Annotated in this window: 15 protein-coding genes, 1 tRNA gene and 1 pseudogene; 12 read left to right on the top strand and 5 right to left on the bottom strand. The window is 41.0% G+C overall.

The genetic code is table 11. The annotated features are described in order from the left end of the window. Positions 1 to 359 precede the first annotated feature (359 nt). From AC504W_RS03305 to AC504W_RS03295, 3 genes and pseudogenes are all read left to right on the top strand, one after another. Positions 360 to 1,085 carry a lysophospholipid acyltransferase family protein gene (locus AC504W_RS03305; protein WP_494876237.1) on the top strand — a complete coding sequence of 242 codons (726 nt, stop codon included), beginning with the start codon at positions 360 to 362 and terminating at the stop codon, positions 1,083 to 1,085. Positions 1,086 to 1,397: 312 nt separating this feature from the next. Continuing rightward, a pseudogene (locus tag AC504W_RS03300) lies at positions 1,398 to 2,226 on the top strand (alpha/beta fold hydrolase). Between the two features lie 229 nt (positions 2,227 to 2,455). After that, complete coding sequence (locus AC504W_RS03295; RefSeq protein ID WP_494876234.1) at positions 2,456 to 3,607, top strand: hypothetical protein; 1,152 nt, start codon at positions 2,456 to 2,458, stop codon at positions 3,605 to 3,607. 131 nt (positions 3,608 to 3,738) lie between these two features. Here the strand turns inward: AC504W_RS03295 and AC504W_RS03290 are convergent, their stop codons facing one another. Then, on the bottom strand, positions 3,739 to 4,422 hold the full coding sequence (locus tag AC504W_RS03290; protein ID WP_494878545.1) for a Uma2 family endonuclease: 684 nt from the start codon (positions 4,420 to 4,422) through the stop codon (positions 3,739 to 3,741). Between the two features lie 179 nt (positions 4,423 to 4,601). On the opposite strand from AC504W_RS03290, the gene AC504W_RS03285 reads away from it, so the two are divergent. Beyond that, on the top strand, positions 4,602 to 6,080 hold the full coding sequence (locus AC504W_RS03285) for a leucyl aminopeptidase (RefSeq protein ID WP_494876233.1): 1,479 nt from the start codon (positions 4,602 to 4,604) through the stop codon (positions 6,078 to 6,080). On the opposite strand, the gene AC504W_RS03280 is transcribed toward AC504W_RS03285, so the two are convergent. Next, positions 6,054 to 6,296 carry a hypothetical protein gene (locus tag AC504W_RS03280; RefSeq protein ID WP_494876232.1) on the bottom strand — a complete coding sequence of 81 codons (243 nt, stop codon included), beginning with the start codon at positions 6,294 to 6,296 and terminating at the stop codon, positions 6,054 to 6,056. The two genes, AC504W_RS03285 and AC504W_RS03280, sit on opposite strands and share 27 nt — an antisense overlap. 89 nt (positions 6,297 to 6,385) lie before the next feature. Here AC504W_RS03280 and plsX point away from each other — a divergent pair, with 89 nt between their 5' ends. The 6 genes from plsX (at position 6,386) to AC504W_RS03250 (ending at position 11,815) form a co-directional block, all read left to right on the top strand. Then, entirely contained in the window at positions 6,386 to 7,411 is a 1,026-nt protein-coding gene (gene plsX, locus AC504W_RS03275) for a phosphate acyltransferase PlsX (protein WP_096583911.1), read from the top strand. Positions 7,412 to 7,502: 91 nt separating this feature from the next. Continuing rightward, positions 7,503 to 8,495 carry a beta-ketoacyl-ACP synthase 3 gene (locus tag AC504W_RS03270; RefSeq protein ID WP_494879534.1) on the top strand — a complete coding sequence of 331 codons (993 nt, stop codon included), beginning with the start codon at positions 7,503 to 7,505 and terminating at the stop codon, positions 8,493 to 8,495. An 89-nt stretch (positions 8,496 to 8,584) separates the two neighbouring features. Then, positions 8,585 to 9,466 carry an ACP S-malonyltransferase gene (gene fabD, locus AC504W_RS03265; protein WP_494876230.1) on the top strand — a complete coding sequence of 294 codons (882 nt, stop codon included), beginning with the start codon at positions 8,585 to 8,587 and terminating at the stop codon, positions 9,464 to 9,466. Between the two features lie 187 nt (positions 9,467 to 9,653). After that, the gene (locus tag AC504W_RS03260; RefSeq protein ID WP_494876229.1) at positions 9,654 to 10,292 is read left to right on the top strand and encodes a lysophospholipid acyltransferase family protein; all 639 of its coding nucleotides are present in this window, start codon (positions 9,654 to 9,656) and stop codon (positions 10,290 to 10,292) included. A gap of 98 nt (positions 10,293 to 10,390) precedes the next feature. Next, positions 10,391 to 11,428 carry an AI-2E family transporter gene (locus tag AC504W_RS03255; protein ID WP_494876228.1) on the top strand — a complete coding sequence of 346 codons (1,038 nt, stop codon included), beginning with the start codon at positions 10,391 to 10,393 and terminating at the stop codon, positions 11,426 to 11,428. 93 nt (positions 11,429 to 11,521) lie between these two features. After that, complete coding sequence (locus AC504W_RS03250) at positions 11,522 to 11,815, top strand: DUF2288 domain-containing protein (RefSeq protein ID WP_096583921.1); 294 nt, start codon at positions 11,522 to 11,524, stop codon at positions 11,813 to 11,815. 57 nt (positions 11,816 to 11,872) lie between these two features. On the opposite strand, the gene AC504W_RS03245 is transcribed toward AC504W_RS03250, so the two are convergent. The 3 genes from AC504W_RS03245 to AC504W_RS03235 all read right to left on the bottom strand — a co-directional run bounded on the left by AC504W_RS03245 (position 11,873) and on the right by AC504W_RS03235 (position 13,899). Beyond that, a complete protein-coding gene (locus AC504W_RS03245) occupies positions 11,873 to 12,427 on the bottom strand; it encodes a YdcF family protein (protein ID WP_494876225.1) in 555 nt (184 codons plus the stop codon). A gap of 280 nt (positions 12,428 to 12,707) precedes the next feature. After that, a tRNA-Arg gene (locus tag AC504W_RS03240) sits at positions 12,708 to 12,781 on the bottom strand. Positions 12,782 to 12,813: 32 nt separating this feature from the next. Further along, positions 12,814 to 13,899: a tocopherol cyclase family protein gene (locus tag AC504W_RS03235; protein WP_494876224.1), complete on the bottom strand. Its 1,086-nt coding sequence runs from the start codon at positions 13,897 to 13,899 to the stop codon at positions 12,814 to 12,816. A 308-nt stretch (positions 13,900 to 14,207) separates the two neighbouring features. On the opposite strand from AC504W_RS03235, the gene AC504W_RS03230 reads away from it, so the two are divergent. Both AC504W_RS03230 and AC504W_RS03225 read left to right on the top strand, forming a co-directional pair. Beyond that, entirely contained in the window at positions 14,208 to 14,867 is a 660-nt protein-coding gene (locus tag AC504W_RS03230) for a hypothetical protein (protein ID WP_494876223.1), read from the top strand. A gap of 333 nt (positions 14,868 to 15,200) precedes the next feature. After that, a complete protein-coding gene (locus AC504W_RS03225) occupies positions 15,201 to 15,719 on the top strand; it encodes an HMA2 domain-containing protein (RefSeq protein ID WP_494876222.1) in 519 nt (172 codons plus the stop codon). Positions 15,720 to 15,874 lie beyond the last annotated feature (155 nt).

Raw genomic sequence — 15,874 nt, 5'->3', positions numbered from 1 at the left:
TTATTAAACCGTTTTTTAATTAATTATGAGGGCAAAACCACGCAATTATATAACATTACTATCGCTTTTTCAAAGTTCCTCTTAATATTAGCAAATTTCTAGAGTTCACAAATGTTTGGTCATCAGTACAAATCTGGCTAATTTCTGCTCAAAAAACTTAATAGAGCATTTCATATCCTTGAACTGATGCTATTTCTTACATAGTATTGTGACTAAAAGTACAACGCTCCAAACATAGAAAAATCATTTCCTTTTAATAGATAAGACATTTCTATCCTAAGACGGTCGTGGCATTAGTAAAGAAATGTAAAAATTGAGTCAAGATAAACTACGATATTTTCCCAAAAATATATTTAGATATGAGTCTAAATAGTCCTTTGGACATTTCTCGCTTGCTCTTAGCAACGTTTTCCACACGAATGTTTCGCTATTACGAGGATCGCATTCCTGATGATGCAAGTTTGTTAATAGTGAGCAATCATCGCAGCTTTATGGATGCGATGATTTTAATGTCAGCTTTATCAAGTCCGATTCGTTTTGCTTGCCATCACTACATGGGACAAGTCCCAATTTTGCGAGAGATTGTCACCGGACAATTAGGTTGTTTTCCTTTAGATATTAATCAAAACCGGCAGCAAAGCTTTTTTGCCCAATCACAAATGTTATTAAAGTCTCAACAGATGGTAGGAGTGTTTCCTGAAGGGGCTGAACCAATGGTGCAATCAACTCCAAAATCTGTAGTTGGGGAATTTCAGCGGGGATTTGCCCATTTGGCGTTGCGTTCTGGTGTACCAGACTTAGCAATTTTACCAATTGCGATCGCCTCCTTAGAAGAAGTCAACACTACAGCTTTTCCCCTAAAAATGTTGAGTTTGTTCGACCCCTCCGAACCTCTATTTAACCAATATGGATGGCATCCATTAGTCATATATCAACGGGTGGCTGTGCTAATTGGTCGTCCTTATTGGATTACAAACGCTCATCAACATCAATATCATGGCAAACAAGCAAAAAATGTGGTTTCTGAACTAACCGAACACTGCCACAGCGAAATCGCACATTTACTCCAACAAGGATGTTATTAATGTACAAACTAGCAGAAAAAAATTAATCGCGGCAATTTTTTGCTAATTTTACTTGAGGGTTAATTGTAATTTGTTGCCTAGTTTTGATATATCTTGCTAAATATTGTCTGATATTATCTGCTCATAAGATTGAGTTATCTTTATGAGAAATTTATCTTATATTTAAGTGAGTTTTGATTAGCTGAGTTATGATTTTAACAGAGTTTTGTCTGTAATACTGTAGCGAATCTAGTAAGCAATCATCCAAATCAAAAGATAGTTGTTGTATGCAGGTAAATTTATCACAATCGCCAAGGAAATTGAAATTGTAAAATGCCACAAGTTGATCTAAAGCCATGTTTTCTGACTCCGAAACGAGTCCAACCAGAGTATCCGTTGTTTGTTTATTTACCGGGAATGGATGGTACTGGTGAGTTGCTGCGATCGCAAACATCGGGGTTAGAAGCTGGCTTTGATGTGCGCTGTTTGGCGATCCCCAGAAAAGATCCTGACAACATGGGAAGAATTAACGAAAAATGTCTTGGATTTAATTCATGCAGAATTAGAGAAAAGTTCCCAGAGACCAGTTTATTTGTGTGGAGAATCATTTGGGGGATGTTTGGCGATGAAAGTAGCCACCCAAGCATCGCATTTGTTTAAACGCATTATTTTGATTAATCCCGCCTCAGCTTTTCGCCTACGTCCGTTTTTAGATTGGGCATCCCAGATAACATATTTAGTGCCAGAATCTTTTTATGATGTCGGCGCATTGGGATTATTACCGTTTCTGGCATCCTTAGAACGGATGACTAGAAGCGATCGCCACGAGCTGCTAAAAACCATGCGTTCTGTTCCATCAGCAACAGTTAATTGGCGGTTGGCTTTATTGAGACAATTTGCAGTGGATGACAGCCAGTTACGCCGCCTAACTCAGCAAGTGTTGTTAATTGCAGGTGCAAGCGATCGCCTTTTGCCTTCTGTAGATGAAGTAAGACGGATAGCGGGTATATTACCCAATGCTGAAGTTTTGATACTGCCAAATAGTGGACACGCCTGTTTGCTAGAACAAGATATCAGCCTTTATGAGATTCTCAAAAACAACAACTTTTTGGAAACTAGGGATAATAAATTTTACCAATTACAAGTTAAGGAAGTAGGTTGAGCTTAAGTAGTTCGACAAAAATAAACTCCTTGTTCTCTCTGCGCCTTTGGTTACTGAGTTTCGACAACGCACAACTACCGCACAGTCGTTGGCGCAGCCTCTCGTAGAGAAGTATGCGTTTCTAGGTGAGACAAATTATCCCTGAAGTACTCAACAAACTTGTACTTGTTGGGAGATGTCAAGTCGCTTGAAATTTCGCTACAAACAGACTAGAGCGACTGGCAAAACAATGACAGAACAACCCCAAAAAAAACCAGAAGTAGAAATTACCCATCAAACATCCGCCACAGAAAAATTATCCCTATTTGACTCTTTAGCCATCACTGGTAAAACATTTATCGATACAGCCTGGGGACTTGGCGTAGCCGCAACAAAACAAACGCATCAATTATTTGGACAAGCAACTCAAACCACTGGTGAGGTAGTCAATTATCTCAATCAAAATTGGCTCATCCGCAAACTATCAGGATTTTTGAATCTTAATTGGTTAATCGGTGCTAGTGAAAATGTTGACCTAGAAAAAGCCGCAGCCACAGTCAAAAAACTCAAGCAACAACACCCACAAGAATCGCCTAGCCAAATTTCTCATCGCATCATACTAGAAACAGCTACAAAAGCTGGGGGGATTGGATTTGCCAGTAGTATTTTACCAGGGGTAGCAGCAGCATTATTAGCCGTGGATTTAGCCGCAACCTTGAAATTGCAGTCAGAAATGCTGTATCAAATTGCGGCGGCTTATAACCTAGATTTAAAAGATCCAGCGCGGAAAGGTGAGGTTTTAACAATTTTTGGTTTGGGTTTGGGTGGAAATCGACTGTTAAAAGCAGCTGGATTAGCTTTGCTGCGAAATGTGCCATTTGCAGGAGCCGCGATCGCCACTAGTTCTAATGCTGCCTTAAGCTATTCTCTGGGTTATGCCGCTTGTCGATTTTACGAAGCCAAACTAGATGAATCCGTTTCCCTATCATCGCCAGAAACTTTGGCAAGCCTCAAAGCAGAAAGTGAAAATTACTTAGAAACAGCGATCGCTCAACAAGCAATCATGGATCAAATCTTAGTTCATATCATTCTTGCCAGCCATCCTGAAAAAACCTGGGAAAAAATCTTACCAGAATTGCAAGCATTAAACCTCAGCCCCAACTCACTAAGTGCGATCACCAACAATATCAAATCACCGCAACCATTAGATACACTACTCAATCAACTCAACCGTGATTTTGCGATACCATTATTGGCTCAATGCCAAAGAATTGTTCAACTTGACAAGCAAACTACCGCACTAGAGCAAGAAATAATTAGTGCGATCGCCAATAAATTTGACATTAACACTACTGAAGTCGAGTCAATAGTGAATACTTCTGATTCCAACACTAGCCTCTAGCTTCCAGTCCCTAGTACAACATGGCGGAAATAAAGAAACCATTTCAAGTTAGTGAAAATCTTGTGATATAAGCTTTTTGACTTTTGCCTTTTTACTTTTTACTTTTTAATTCCGCGTAGCGGTACTAGCCTCTATTCTTGTTCAATTTGCTCAGGATCAATACCCAGTTCTCGGAGACGTTGCTTTAATTGCTCTACTTGCTGTTCAGCTTGCTGTCGAGCTTGTTTTGCTTCTCGTAGTGCTTGCGCCTGTTCTGTGGGATTAAGCAGTTTTTCTCCTGTATCTTCTCGGTAAAAACCAATCAGTTCTCCTTCTACTTGCAACCGCAACCCTAAAGGTTCACTGCGATTGTCCGTAATCAATTCATATCTATCTTGCCGCAACCGATAACCTTGCAACTGTTCTTGTACCCATTCACCTTTAGGATCAAATAGCCAGTATTCTTTAACACCAAGTTGCTCGTACAAGGTTTTCTTAAATTCCTGATCGTGATTTTTTGTCCCTGCCGAAGTCATCTCAAAAATCACAGATGGAACTTCCCCTTCTTCCCACACTTTATAATTATCTCGACCACCAGGCGCGACATTAAAAATTATCATCACATCTGGTGCAACTCGCAACTTAGGAAATCCTTGAGCGTAGTAAAGAAACTGATTCGCCAGAACTGTTGCTTGTTGTCCTTGTAAATACTGGCGGAGAATTTCCAGCGTCGCCAGTAAAACACATAGATGGGCATAGCTTTCTGCCACAGGTTCACCATCGGAACTAGGATAGAACACTTCTGCCCGTTGGTTTGGAGTCAAGGCTGAGGTCATAGTCATGCCATGCAGAAGGTTGGGATGTTTCAATTATAAAAGTCAATGGTCATTTGTCCTTTATTAATGGTCAATGGTCAACAGTCAATAGCCAGCACTTGAAATCATATTTCAGACTTCACACTTCAAAATTTTGAGCAATACTGGTACAAGAAGGAATCTTTAAAGAAAATCCCAACATGGCAGCAATTCAACTTAGTAATCAGCCTCTGCTGGAGTGGGCAGGCGATAGTTTGGCAATTGGATTATTTGAAGATGCGGTAGAGTTAACAGGTGAACTGGCGACTTTGAATGAAAAGTTTGCTGGCATCTTAAAAGAAGTCATTGCCGAAGAAGAATTTACAGCCAAAGCCAACAGTACTGTTTTCACCCGTGTCAGTGGCGGTGGTTCAGTTAAAAAAATTATTTTAGTCGGTTTAGGAAAGCCAGACGCGCTGAAAATAGATAGTCTGCGGAGGGCGGCGGCAGCGGCGGCTAAAGTAGCAAAAAAGCAAAAAAGCAAAACTCTGGGATTTAGCTTTCCCTTATGGAATAACGACCCAGCAGCCACAGCCCAAGCGATCGCTGAAGGTGTACAGTTAGCTTTGTACCAGGATGTGCGATTTAAATCAGAACCAGACGATAAAGGTTCAAAGGTCGAAACAGTAGAACTGCTGGGTTTCGAGGGACAAGAAGCCGCGATTACCCGTGCAAATCAAATTGTGTCTGGGGTAATTTTGGCGAGAGAGTTGGTTGCAGCCCCAGCCAACGCAGTGACACCCATTACAATGGCAGAAACCGCCCAAGCGATCGCCAAAGACTACGGTTTACAATTACAAATACTCGAAAAAGAAGATTGTGAAAAGTTAGGTATGGGTGCTTTTTTAGGAGTTGCCCTAGCATCTGACTTACCACCTAAATTTATTCATCTTACCTACAAACCAGAAGGCACCCCGACAAAGAAACTCGCCATTATTGGCAAAGGTTTAACCTTTGATTCTGGTGGACTGAATATTAAAGGTGCAGGTAGCGGCATCGAAACCATGAAAATTGATATGGGTGGTGCAGCTGCAACCTTGGGTGCGGCAAAAGCGATCGCCCAACTCAAGCCGAATACTGAAGTTCACTTCATCTCCGCCGTTACCGAAAACATGATTAGCGGTCGCGCTATGCACCCTGGCGATATCCTTACCGCCTCTAACGGCAAAACCATCGAAGTGAATAACACTGATGCCGAAGGGCGTTTAACCTTAGCTGATGCTTTGGTGTATACCGATAAATTGGGATTAGATGCGATCGTGGATTTAGCCACCCTCACAGGTGCCAACGTTATCGCTTTAGGTGAAGATATCGCCGGGTTGTACACCCCTGACGATGCGATAGCTTCGCAGTTAGAAACAGCTGCTGCCACATCCGGCGAAAAAATTTGGCGAATGCCAATGGAAGAGAAATATTTTGAAGGCTTGAAATCTGGCATTGCGGATATGAAAAACACCGGGCCGCGTCCTGGTGGTTCGATCACTGCTGCCCTATTCCTCAAGCAGTTCGTTAAAGATACCCCTTGGGCGCACATAGATATTGCTGGGCCAGTGTGGGCAGATAAAGAAAATGGCTACAACGGCCCCGGTGCCACAGGCTACGGCGTAAGGATTTTAGTTGATTGGATACTCAATCAATAAAAAGTCAAAAGTTAAAATTAAAAAGGCAAAAGTATCTTTCTGTTTACTTTTGCCCTTCGGGTTCGCCAGCGCGGTCTTGGGGGGAACCCCCAAGACCGCGCTGGCGAACCTTTTTACTTTTAACTTCTCGCGTGTTATCTTGGGCTTGCCGCCAAAATATGTTGCAATAGTGACAAACGATGCGGAGTACTGAGCAGTTTTTACTTGACTCAGCACTGAGTATAGGAATTTGGCAGTCAAAAAGTTAAGGTTTTTTAACAAAGCCAATCTGGTAAAATTTGTAAGGTTTCTAGAAGCTCTGAGCAATGGGATCGACTTGCGCACGGATAGCAATTGACGCGATGGGGGGGGATCATGCACCCAAAGAAATCGTTGCTGGTGCATTACGCGCCAGTGAAGAATTGGGTGTGAAAGTCTTGTTGGTAGGTGATCCCCAACAAATTAAAGCTGTCATGCCGCCAAAAACTACTTTGGAGAGGGTGGAGATAGTTCCTGCTGAAGAAGCGATCGCTATGGATGAGGAGCCTTTAAATGCGGTTAGACGCAAACGCAAGGCTTCGATTAATGTGGCGATGGATTTGGTAAAAAATCAGCAGGCGGATGCTGTATTTTCTGCTGGACACTCTGGGGCAGCTATGGCAGCAGCATTGCTGCGCTTAGGGAGATTGCCAGGAATTGATCGCCCAGCAATTGGTACAGTTTTCCCTACAATTATGGCTGGCAAGCCAGTGTTAATTTTAGATGTAGGTGCCAATGTAGACTGCCGACCTAAGTTTTTAGAGCAGTTTGCGATGATGGGTTCGATTTATAGCCAGTATGTATTAGGTACAGACACACCCAAAGTCGGGTTATTGAATATTGGCGAAGAAGATACAAAAGGTAATGAGCAAGCCCTCCGCGCCCATCAACTACTGCGAGATAATTCTCTAATTAATTTTGTTGGTAATGCTGAAGGGCGTGATGTGCTTTCTGGAGAATTTGATGTGATTGTCTGCGATGGTTTTGTCGGCAATGTCTTACTAAAATTTGCCGAATCTCTGGGAGGCGTAATTCTGCAAATTTTACGGGAAGAACTGCCCCAAGGATTGCACGGTCAAATTGGCACAGCACTGTTAAAACCAAATCTCAAGCGAATTAAGCAGCGTATGGATCATGCGGAGCATGGAGGTGCTTTACTGTTAGGTGTGGCTGGAGTTTGTTTTATCGGCCACGGCAGTTCACAAGCACCTTCAATTTTTAGTGCAATACGGATGGCCAAAGAAGCAGTAGATAATCAGGTACTAGAAAGGCTTCATTCCCAATACGAAATCCTACAGCGTGGTAGCGGTTAGTAATGGGTTAGTTGTCATCCGTCATTTGTCCTTTGTTGTAGGAAAACACCAGAGGCAATGATCAAAATGCTGAGAGCTTGGGAGAGCAGGAGTGCAAAAGTTAGGCATAGCATTTACAGGAAGTGGCTCGGCAGTTCCCGAAACTTCCCTCGATAACCAGGCACTAACAGCGCTGGTTGAAACATCAGATGAGTGGATTACCACAAGAACCGGGATTCGTCAACGACGAGTATCACAACCGTCAGATTCTCTGAGTTCCTTGGCAGCGGCGGCTGGTCGTCGAGCGATCGCATCTGCCGGAATTCAAGCCACTGATATAGATCTGATTTTGCTGGCAACATCTACCCCTGATGATTTGTTTGGCACTGCTTGTAAAGTGCAGGCTGAGTTAGGCGCGACGAAAGCCGTAGCGTTTGACTTAACCGCCGCTTGTTCTGGCTTTGTGTTTGGGCTAGTAACGGCCGCTCAATACCTCAGAACAGGTGTATATCAGAATGTACTTTTGATTGGGGCAGACATCCTCTCTCGATGGGTAGATTGGCAAGACCGCAGAACTTGTATTTTGTTTGGTGATGGGGCGGGTGCGGTAGTTTTACAAGCTAGTGAAAGCGATCGCCTCTTAGGATTTGCCCTCAAAAGTGACGGTACGCAAAATCATTACCTCAACCTTGGCTATGCCGCTACTGCTCAAGAAATACTCCCAAACATCAACGTTTCTCAAGGCCATTACCAACCCATCACCATGAACGGCAAAGAAGTATACCGCTTTGCTGTGCAGAAAGTCCCAGAAATTATTGATAAAGCCTTATTTGAAGCTCATCTTACTGTTGATCAAATAGATTGGCTCATCTTACATCAAGCCAATCAACGCATTCTAGATGCTGTCGCTCAACGGCTAGGAATTCCCGAACAAAAAGTTATTAGTAATCTGGCAAATTACGGCAATACTTCCGCTGCTTCTATTCCTCTCGCCTTAGATGAAGCAGTGCAACAAGGCAAAATTAAACCTAACGACATCATTGCTGCATCCGGCTTTGGCGCAGGTTTTACCTGGGGTGCAGCAATTTTTAAATGGGGAAAATAAGCATTAATAAGTAAAAAGTTAAAAGTAAAAAGGTAAAAATTTTTTACTTTTGCTTTTTGCCTTTTGATTTTTTTATTGACTAATGACCAATGACTAAAACTGTATGGGTGTTTCCCGGACAAGGTTCCCAAGCACTGGGAATGGGAACAGACTTATTAGATATACCAGGTGCTAAAGAAAAATTTACTCAAGCTGAGGCCATCTTAGGCTGGTCTGTCAGCGAAATCTGCCAAAACCAAGAAGAAAAGTTAGCACAGACACTTTACACTCAGCCCTGTCTTTACGTAGTGGAAAGTATTCTCGCTGATTTAATGCGGGAACGAGGACATCAACCAGATTTGGTGGCTGGGCATAGTTTAGGTGAATATATTGCCCTTTATGTCGCTGGGGTTTTTGAGTGGTCAGCAGGGTTGCATTTGGTCAAACGTCGTGCTGAACTGATGGATAGTGCCGCAGGTGGAATGATGGCGGCGTTAATGAACTTTGACAAAGAACAATTAGATGCAGTTATAGCCGCAACACCAGATGTAGTTTTGGCAAATGATAACAGTCCAGCACAGGTGGTAATTTCTGGTACTCCTGATGCTGTACAAGCGGTCATGTCTCAAGTTAAAGCCAAACGAGCTATTCCTTTAAAAGTCTCTGGCGCTTTTCACTCACATCTAATGGCGACGGCGGCGAGTGAATTCCAAGAGATTCTGGAAACTGTTGAATTTCAGCCTGCAACTATACCCGTGATGTCGAATGTTGAGCCTGTACCCTCGACTGATGCCCAAATTTTAAAACAGCGTCTAACTCAACAGATGACTGGTTCGGTACGTTGGCGAGAAATTTCTTTGCAATTACCAGTGAATAACATTGAACAAGTCATAGAAATTGGCCCTGGCAATGTCTTAACTGGTTTAATTAAACGTACCACTTCTGATTTAATCTTAAAGAACGTCCGTAATGGTGCTGAATTACCGGACTAAAAAATTCAAAAGTGTGAAGTATGAAGTATGAAATACTTGACTTCACACTAGCCTGTGGCAAGCCCTTCGGGTGACGCTCCTGCGTCGCTAACGCTGCGCTAACAGCAGTTGCTTTAAGTCGGGGTACCCGCCCAACTCACTGCTTCACCGCTAAAAGCGGCTACATACTTCATAATTCATCCTTCTTATGTCTCGCAGTCGTGAACCGCTTATTAGTCTGGCACTTTACCACGCCTTTAAATGGTCGGTTGTCAGCCCCATGCTTCATGCTTACTTTCAGGGCAAGATTTATGGTGTGGAAAATGTGCCGCAATCAGATCCATTATTAGTTGTCAGCAATCATGCTAGTTACTTTGACCCGCCCATTGTTTCTAATTGTGTGCGTCGTCCAGTAGCATATATGGCTAAACAAGAATTATTTGAAATTCCGGTTTTAGCACAAGCCATTAAATTGTATGGTGCTTACCCCGTGAGCCGAGGTAGCGCCGATCGCAATGCAATTCGGGCAGCTTTAGAATGTTTAGAAAATGGTTGGGCAGTGGGAGTTTTTTTACAAGGTACTCGCACTAGTGATGGTAAAATTACTGACCCAAAAAAAGGCGCAGCATTACTAGCAGCCAAGGCGCAAGCACCGATTTTACCTGTGAGCTTGTGGGGAACTGAAGGAATTTTAGCAAAAGGCTCGTCTCTACCGCGTGCTGTTCCCCTCACAATCAGAATTGGTGAGGTGATTGACCCTCCTAGTTCTACTAATAAAGAACAATTAGAAGCTGTAACCCAAAAGTGTGCCGCAGTAATCAACGAAATGCACGATTTAGGACGTTAATGAGAAATATACTTTTAGGTAGTAGCGATCGCCACTGGATTTTTCTATGTTGCTAATATCTACTAGCAAATCGCTAAACTAGCTTATTTTTAAATTATATGAGTGGATTGGATGCCAAGCATTTTTGGAATCGTTTGAATAATTTGGCGTTAGTCCGCTTTTTGCTGTTAGTGGCTGCTGGTTGGGCTTTTGTGCAACTTTTAGGATATTTTGAAGCAGTCATAGTTATTTTTACATTCGCCGCAATTTTAGCGTTCTTACTTAGCTACCCTGTATATTGGTTGCGGCGGTTTTTGCCTCATGGTGTGGCTGTGATTGTTGTTTTCTTGCTCAGTATCGTGATTTTGGGAGGATTGATGATCACCGTTGGGATTGCGGTATTATCTCAAGGACAGCAATTAATCGACAGTATTTCTGGTTTTTTAACTTCTCTTGCGCCTTTTTTAGAAAGAATAGAAGAATTTCTCAGGAACCGCAATCTACAAATAGATTTAAGTGTCATTGAAGAGCAATTACGCGATCAGGCTATATCAGGTTTAGTCACCAGTTTAACTTTTTTACAACAGTTATTGACTAATTTCGTAACTTTTGTCTTGATTGCGGTTGTAGCATTTTTTATGTTATTAGATGGCGAAAAGCTGTGGAATTTTATTTTAAAAATAGTCCCTAAACAGCGCCGAATTAGATTTACCAATATTATTAGACGGAGCTTTTTAGGGTTCTTTCGTGGTCAGTTATTATTAAGTTTATTTTTAACAACAACTAGTTTTATAGTTTTTCTATTATTACAAGTACCTTTTGCTTTATTATTGTCAGTAATAGTCGGATTTTTAGATATCATTCCTGGGATAGGCGCAACTTTAGGTGTTAGTACAATTACGTTGATTGTGCTATCTCAAAATGTTTGGTTAGCATTAAAAGTCTTAATCGCTTGTATTATCCTTCAACAAATTCAAGATAATTTGATTGCACCGCGAATTATGCAAAATGCTCTAAATCTAAATCCTGTTGTAGTATTTTTTGCTTTATTAGTAGGTGCTAGAGTTGCAGGTTTGTTAGGAGTTTTTATCTCTATTCCTATTACAGGAGTCATCGTATCTTTATTTGAAATTGATGAGATGAAAGCAGAGATTTAGTCAATAGTCAATAGTCATGGGTTATTTGTCCTTGGTAATTCTTGACTAAAGTGTAATGTAAAATCAAATTTAGAAAAAGAAAAACGTGAAGTCATGTCAGATTTAAGAGCAGAATTAACACAAAGCGTAGATGAAGCAGAATGGGAATGGTTAATTCCTCATGTACAACGCGATGCAGTAATTTTGGTAACGCCAGGGTTAAGTCTTGTAGATGTAGGAGAAGCGATCGCTAGTGATAACTCTCAATCTGTACAGCAGTGGATTGATGAGCAATTAATTACCAAACCTTCCGTAGACCAAGTGGGAGAATGGAATGGCGATCGGCAAAAACGATTCCACACCCTGATTTTACAACCTTTTGTTCTAGTCCAAGAAATCGCCGCATAAGCAAGTAAAAAGTAAAAAGTAAAAAATTCATTATTTGTACTTTTGCCTTTTACCTTTTTACTTCCTACTCTCCATCCTTGATTTAGCAACTTTTTTACCGCCATCAGCACCTGTATAACCCGTAGCTACCCACACCAAAGCTCTAGCTCCATCACGAATAGATTTCTCTAAAGGTTCAGGTGGTGATTCTGAAGGTACGGATACTGGCTGAAAATCAATTCCCCGGCTACCTAAGACAATCTCACCAATAACAGACGCACGACGCATGTGGAAATCTGAGGTAATTAAATAAACCCTCTTGATGCCGTGGGCTTTTAAATCGTCTACTAAGCTGGTAAAATTAGTAACTGTATCTACAGCCTCATAATCTAAGTGTAACCGCTTGGGATCAACGCCAGCTTTGACAAACACCTTCCGCGTGTATCTAGGTGGACTACCGCCAGAAATCCAAATCGGTAACTTTGGATGCTTACGAACAAACTCCGCTGTGAACTTTTCTCTCTCTAATTTTTTGGTTGAACCACCCAATACTAAAACCGCTTCAGGTTGTTTAGCTTGTTGTTGGAATTCTTTGTAACCAAGCCACATAAATAGGGGTAAGGCAAGAACCATAAACCGAAAAGATTTACCTGTAAACAAAAAATTGTTCTTCAAGGCTCTGTGATTTCGTGTAGTGATACGTATTCTTCTCTGAATAAGTCAAAAATATATGTTAGATTAGCAGACTTTTGTCAAATCCACCCTATAGTTTGTTAACAATTTTGATGTTCATACAGATTAAATTCCGTATAAACGCTCTCAGTAAGTATTTATTAGTTAACTTCAGATAAATTTAGAAGATTCCGCAAAAACTACCGAGGAAATTTTTGGTGAATTTATTTTGATATAACGACGGGACTGGTGCGTCTCGAACGCACGGCCTAGCGCTTAGGAGGCGCTCGCTCTATCCAACTGAGCTACAGCCCCAACTATGAGGCATAAATATAATAGCAGTAGTTTTAGCTAGAGTGCCAAGAATTATCCCAAGAACCGCCGCCTATTTCTAAACCACACAGAGAACTCTGTGATTTTAGGATAACTTGAGATGGTTTGTCACTTACTTTTCGCAACTCCAAATTCAGTTTTCCTTGCATGGTATCCCGACAACAGAACTCTAAACCATTGGTTGTCGGCGCACGTAGGGGTGTACCTAGTAGATGCGTGGTTCCTGTCAATTCAACCTCGTAGTTTAGATTTTTAGCTTGCATTTGCCATCTACCCCAAGGTTGAATTTGCCATTGGACTTGCGAATTCCAAGGCACAAATTCATAAAATGTGCCTTGATAATGTACTCCAATCATGGCGACAGATTCCATCCACCACAACACACCGCGTCTACCACCACCTGCGGTTAATGCTAAGTCAGGTTCACCGTCAAAGCAATTACAGTTTAGCCAAAACCATTTTTGTGGAAAAGCCCCGCCCCAGTTTTTCTCGCTGTAGGCTGGTGCGTTGGTGAATTGATAGATTTTGCCATTCCAGTCTATCCAACCACTAGCCAAGCCATGCGCCATCAAAATTTGCCAGCCAGGTTCAAAAATCTGTAAAAATGACAGCCAGCCAGCAGTTGATTGCTGAGGGCTATTTTGATTTCCCCAAGCGTATACTGGCTGAATTTCATATAACCAACGGCAATAAAAACCAGTTGCAGGATCACGAATTATTCCTTGGTTGATGGTGGCTGTAGCTTGATAACCCTCTTGAATATGTTGTTCAAATTCTTTTGGTAAAAGGTAGAGAGGTTGAGTGTTGAGGTTGGTTTTACCCCAATGTCCTAAAGCTAAGACATCTCGACTAGCCCAAAATTTGTCTAGATCTGGAAAAGTGCGACATAAATACTGATCATCAGGTCCGAGAATCTGCGCTGCACCACCACTATAAGGTTTACCACCAATAGGATCTTCAATTGAGTACATAAAGGCGAAGGTTTGTCCGCAGTCTGGCAAAGTTACCCGATAATACCAACCTTCAAAAAAACGGCGACTACTGCCATCCCAATGATACCCACTGTGTGGTGTTTGAGAATTTATAGGTAAGGAAAACATCTATATAAATGTTTGCTAATTGACTATTTTTTAGTATGAGCGATCGCCTGTAAACAAGCTTGAACATTTTTAGGTAACAGCTAATAACAGCATATTTCTACCTGAAACTAATTCTTTTGGCAGATGATAAACTCCCAACTTTAGATAGAACCATCTGTGCAATTACAGAGGGTATGCTGAATATCATTAAAAGCTAAGTAAAAAAAAGAACGCAAATTTATTTGGTTCTTGTCAGATTAGTATTGCAATTTCTTTTGTCGTCAGAGTTTAGCTTTTTTAGTACAGATTTTAGGAGTGTAATTAATAGTATGACTAATTCAGGCGATCGCGAAACTTATAACAACGAAACTAGACAAGAGTCTTACACGGATAATTACGGTAACACTCACACTAACCTGACACGCACCAGTGAAACAGTTAACAACAATCCCAACAATGTCAATTCTTATCGCAATGGTTATGCAAATGGTCGAGAAATTGAGCGTAACTACCAGCAAGCTAATTTAGCCGCCCGTGATAATGACAATGCTTCTCGTGGCTTACTATTGGGGATTTTGCTCACCTCTCTAGCTGGTTTAATTGTTGGTGCATTCTGGTACTTTAACCAGCCCAGAGAAACCGTAGTTAACGAAACTCAACCAATAGTGACTCCTTCACCTAAAAATGATCTTCCTACTCCCCAACCACAACAAACCACAATCATCGAAAGAACCAGAGAAGTACCTATCGAAAGAACCAGAGAAGTACCTGTTGTAATTCCTCAACAACAAGTTCCATCCGTAAATATACCTTCCCCACCAGACATTAATATAACTGTTCCACCTCAACAGCCTGTAACTTCGGGAACACAAACCACTCCTCCAAAAGATAATCCTGCTCCAGCGGACAGTAGTAAAACTAAGGCAACATCAAATACTGATTCTTCTACCACTGGTGATACTAGTACAGATAAGAGTAACTCTCGATAATAAGCAATTGCCATAGTTGTAGAGGCGTTGCATTCCAACGCCTCTATTTTATTGTGTTTGATTATCTTCATACTTTTGATAGTTGCTGAGACTCTTCTGTGGATAGAGTTTTTCGAGATAGCTTAACATTTACTATATTTTGTGTTGTAAATAGTTTATTTCAAAGAAAAATAATTTAAAAACCTTACCTAAATAAATTAACTAGGAAACATATCAATAAAATTATTTTTTATTAAGTAAAACTGGGTTATGAATTATCTACAATTATTTAGCAAAAGACAAAATTATCCGAGCAATTTTAAGCGGAAAACTGCAAAAAATAGCAAAAATTTAATGTATGAGAAAACGCAAGCTCAACAAATAGCATATAGCGTTGCTCATGCAATTAGTGGACGAATTCGCTTTCGGGTTCCTCGGCTATCAAAAGATTTGGAATATGCGAATAAACTCAAAGTAGCGATAGAATCACAAATTAAGAATGCCAAAGTCCGAATTAATCCTACAGCCGCATCTGTTGTTATTCATTATCCATCAGGTTTAATGCCAGATGAACAAATGCGATCGCATCTAGTTAATCTCATTCAAACTGCCCAAAATATAGTTTTACCCACAAAAGTCAGCGCCAAAACAATTGCTGGGACTGTTTTTGATGCGTTGATTAACTTAATGGATAGCCTACGTAATGTCAACAAAGCACGTACTGCTATTCAGCATCAAGACATGAAAAAAGACTCTTGGGAGCGATTATTGTCAACTAGAGAAAGGATAATTAAAGGTTTCAAATCTGCTATAATGTTTATCCTGCCTCACAAGCGATTTCGGCATTCACAGTCAGCACTAAACTCTGCTTGATTAAAGCAATTCCATATTCAGGCATAAGTCTAGATGCAGAATATGAAAATACTCTTTTAAGGAAAAAAATAATTTTCTGATAGTTTACCAAACACGTAATATTTTGGTCGGTTTTTACTCTACCAGTCAGCTTGTTTTTAGCCAGAATGTAATTT

The sequence above is a fragment of the Nostoc sp. C96 genome, assembly GCF_059384975.1.
This window is presented reverse-complemented; position numbering and strand designations above follow the sequence as displayed.

Coding starts and splice junctions, on each gene's coding strand:
- AC504W_RS03250 (WP_096583921.1), top strand. CDS start 11,522: ATGTCAGATTTAAGAGCAGAATTAACACAAAGCGTAGATGAAGCAGAA.
- AC504W_RS03295 (WP_494876234.1), top strand. CDS start 2,456: ATGACAGAACAACCCCAAAAAAAACCAGAAGTAGAAATTACCCATCAA.
- AC504W_RS03305 (WP_494876237.1), top strand. CDS start 360: ATGAGTCTAAATAGTCCTTTGGACATTTCTCGCTTGCTCTTAGCAACG.
- AC504W_RS03225 (WP_494876222.1), top strand. CDS start 15,201: ATGTATGAGAAAACGCAAGCTCAACAAATAGCATATAGCGTTGCTCAT.
- AC504W_RS03230 (WP_494876223.1), top strand. CDS start 14,208: ATGACTAATTCAGGCGATCGCGAAACTTATAACAACGAAACTAGACAA.
- AC504W_RS03245 (WP_494876225.1), bottom strand. CDS start 12,427: ATGGTTCTTGCCTTACCCCTATTTATGTGGCTTGGTTACAAAGAATTC.
- AC504W_RS03255 (WP_494876228.1), top strand. CDS start 10,391: ATGAGTGGATTGGATGCCAAGCATTTTTGGAATCGTTTGAATAATTTG.
- fabD (WP_494876230.1), top strand. CDS start 8,585: ATGACTAAAACTGTATGGGTGTTTCCCGGACAAGGTTCCCAAGCACTG.
- AC504W_RS03290 (WP_494878545.1), bottom strand. CDS start 4,422: ATGACCTCAGCCTTGACTCCAAACCAACGGGCAGAAGTGTTCTATCCT.
- AC504W_RS03235 (WP_494876224.1), bottom strand. CDS start 13,899: ATGTTTTCCTTACCTATAAATTCTCAAACACCACACAGTGGGTATCAT.
- plsX (WP_096583911.1), top strand. CDS start 6,386: ATGGGATCGACTTGCGCACGGATAGCAATTGACGCGATGGGGGGGGAT.
- AC504W_RS03260 (WP_494876229.1), top strand. CDS start 9,654: ATGTCTCGCAGTCGTGAACCGCTTATTAGTCTGGCACTTTACCACGCC.
- AC504W_RS03285 (WP_494876233.1), top strand. CDS start 4,602: ATGGCAGCAATTCAACTTAGTAATCAGCCTCTGCTGGAGTGGGCAGGC.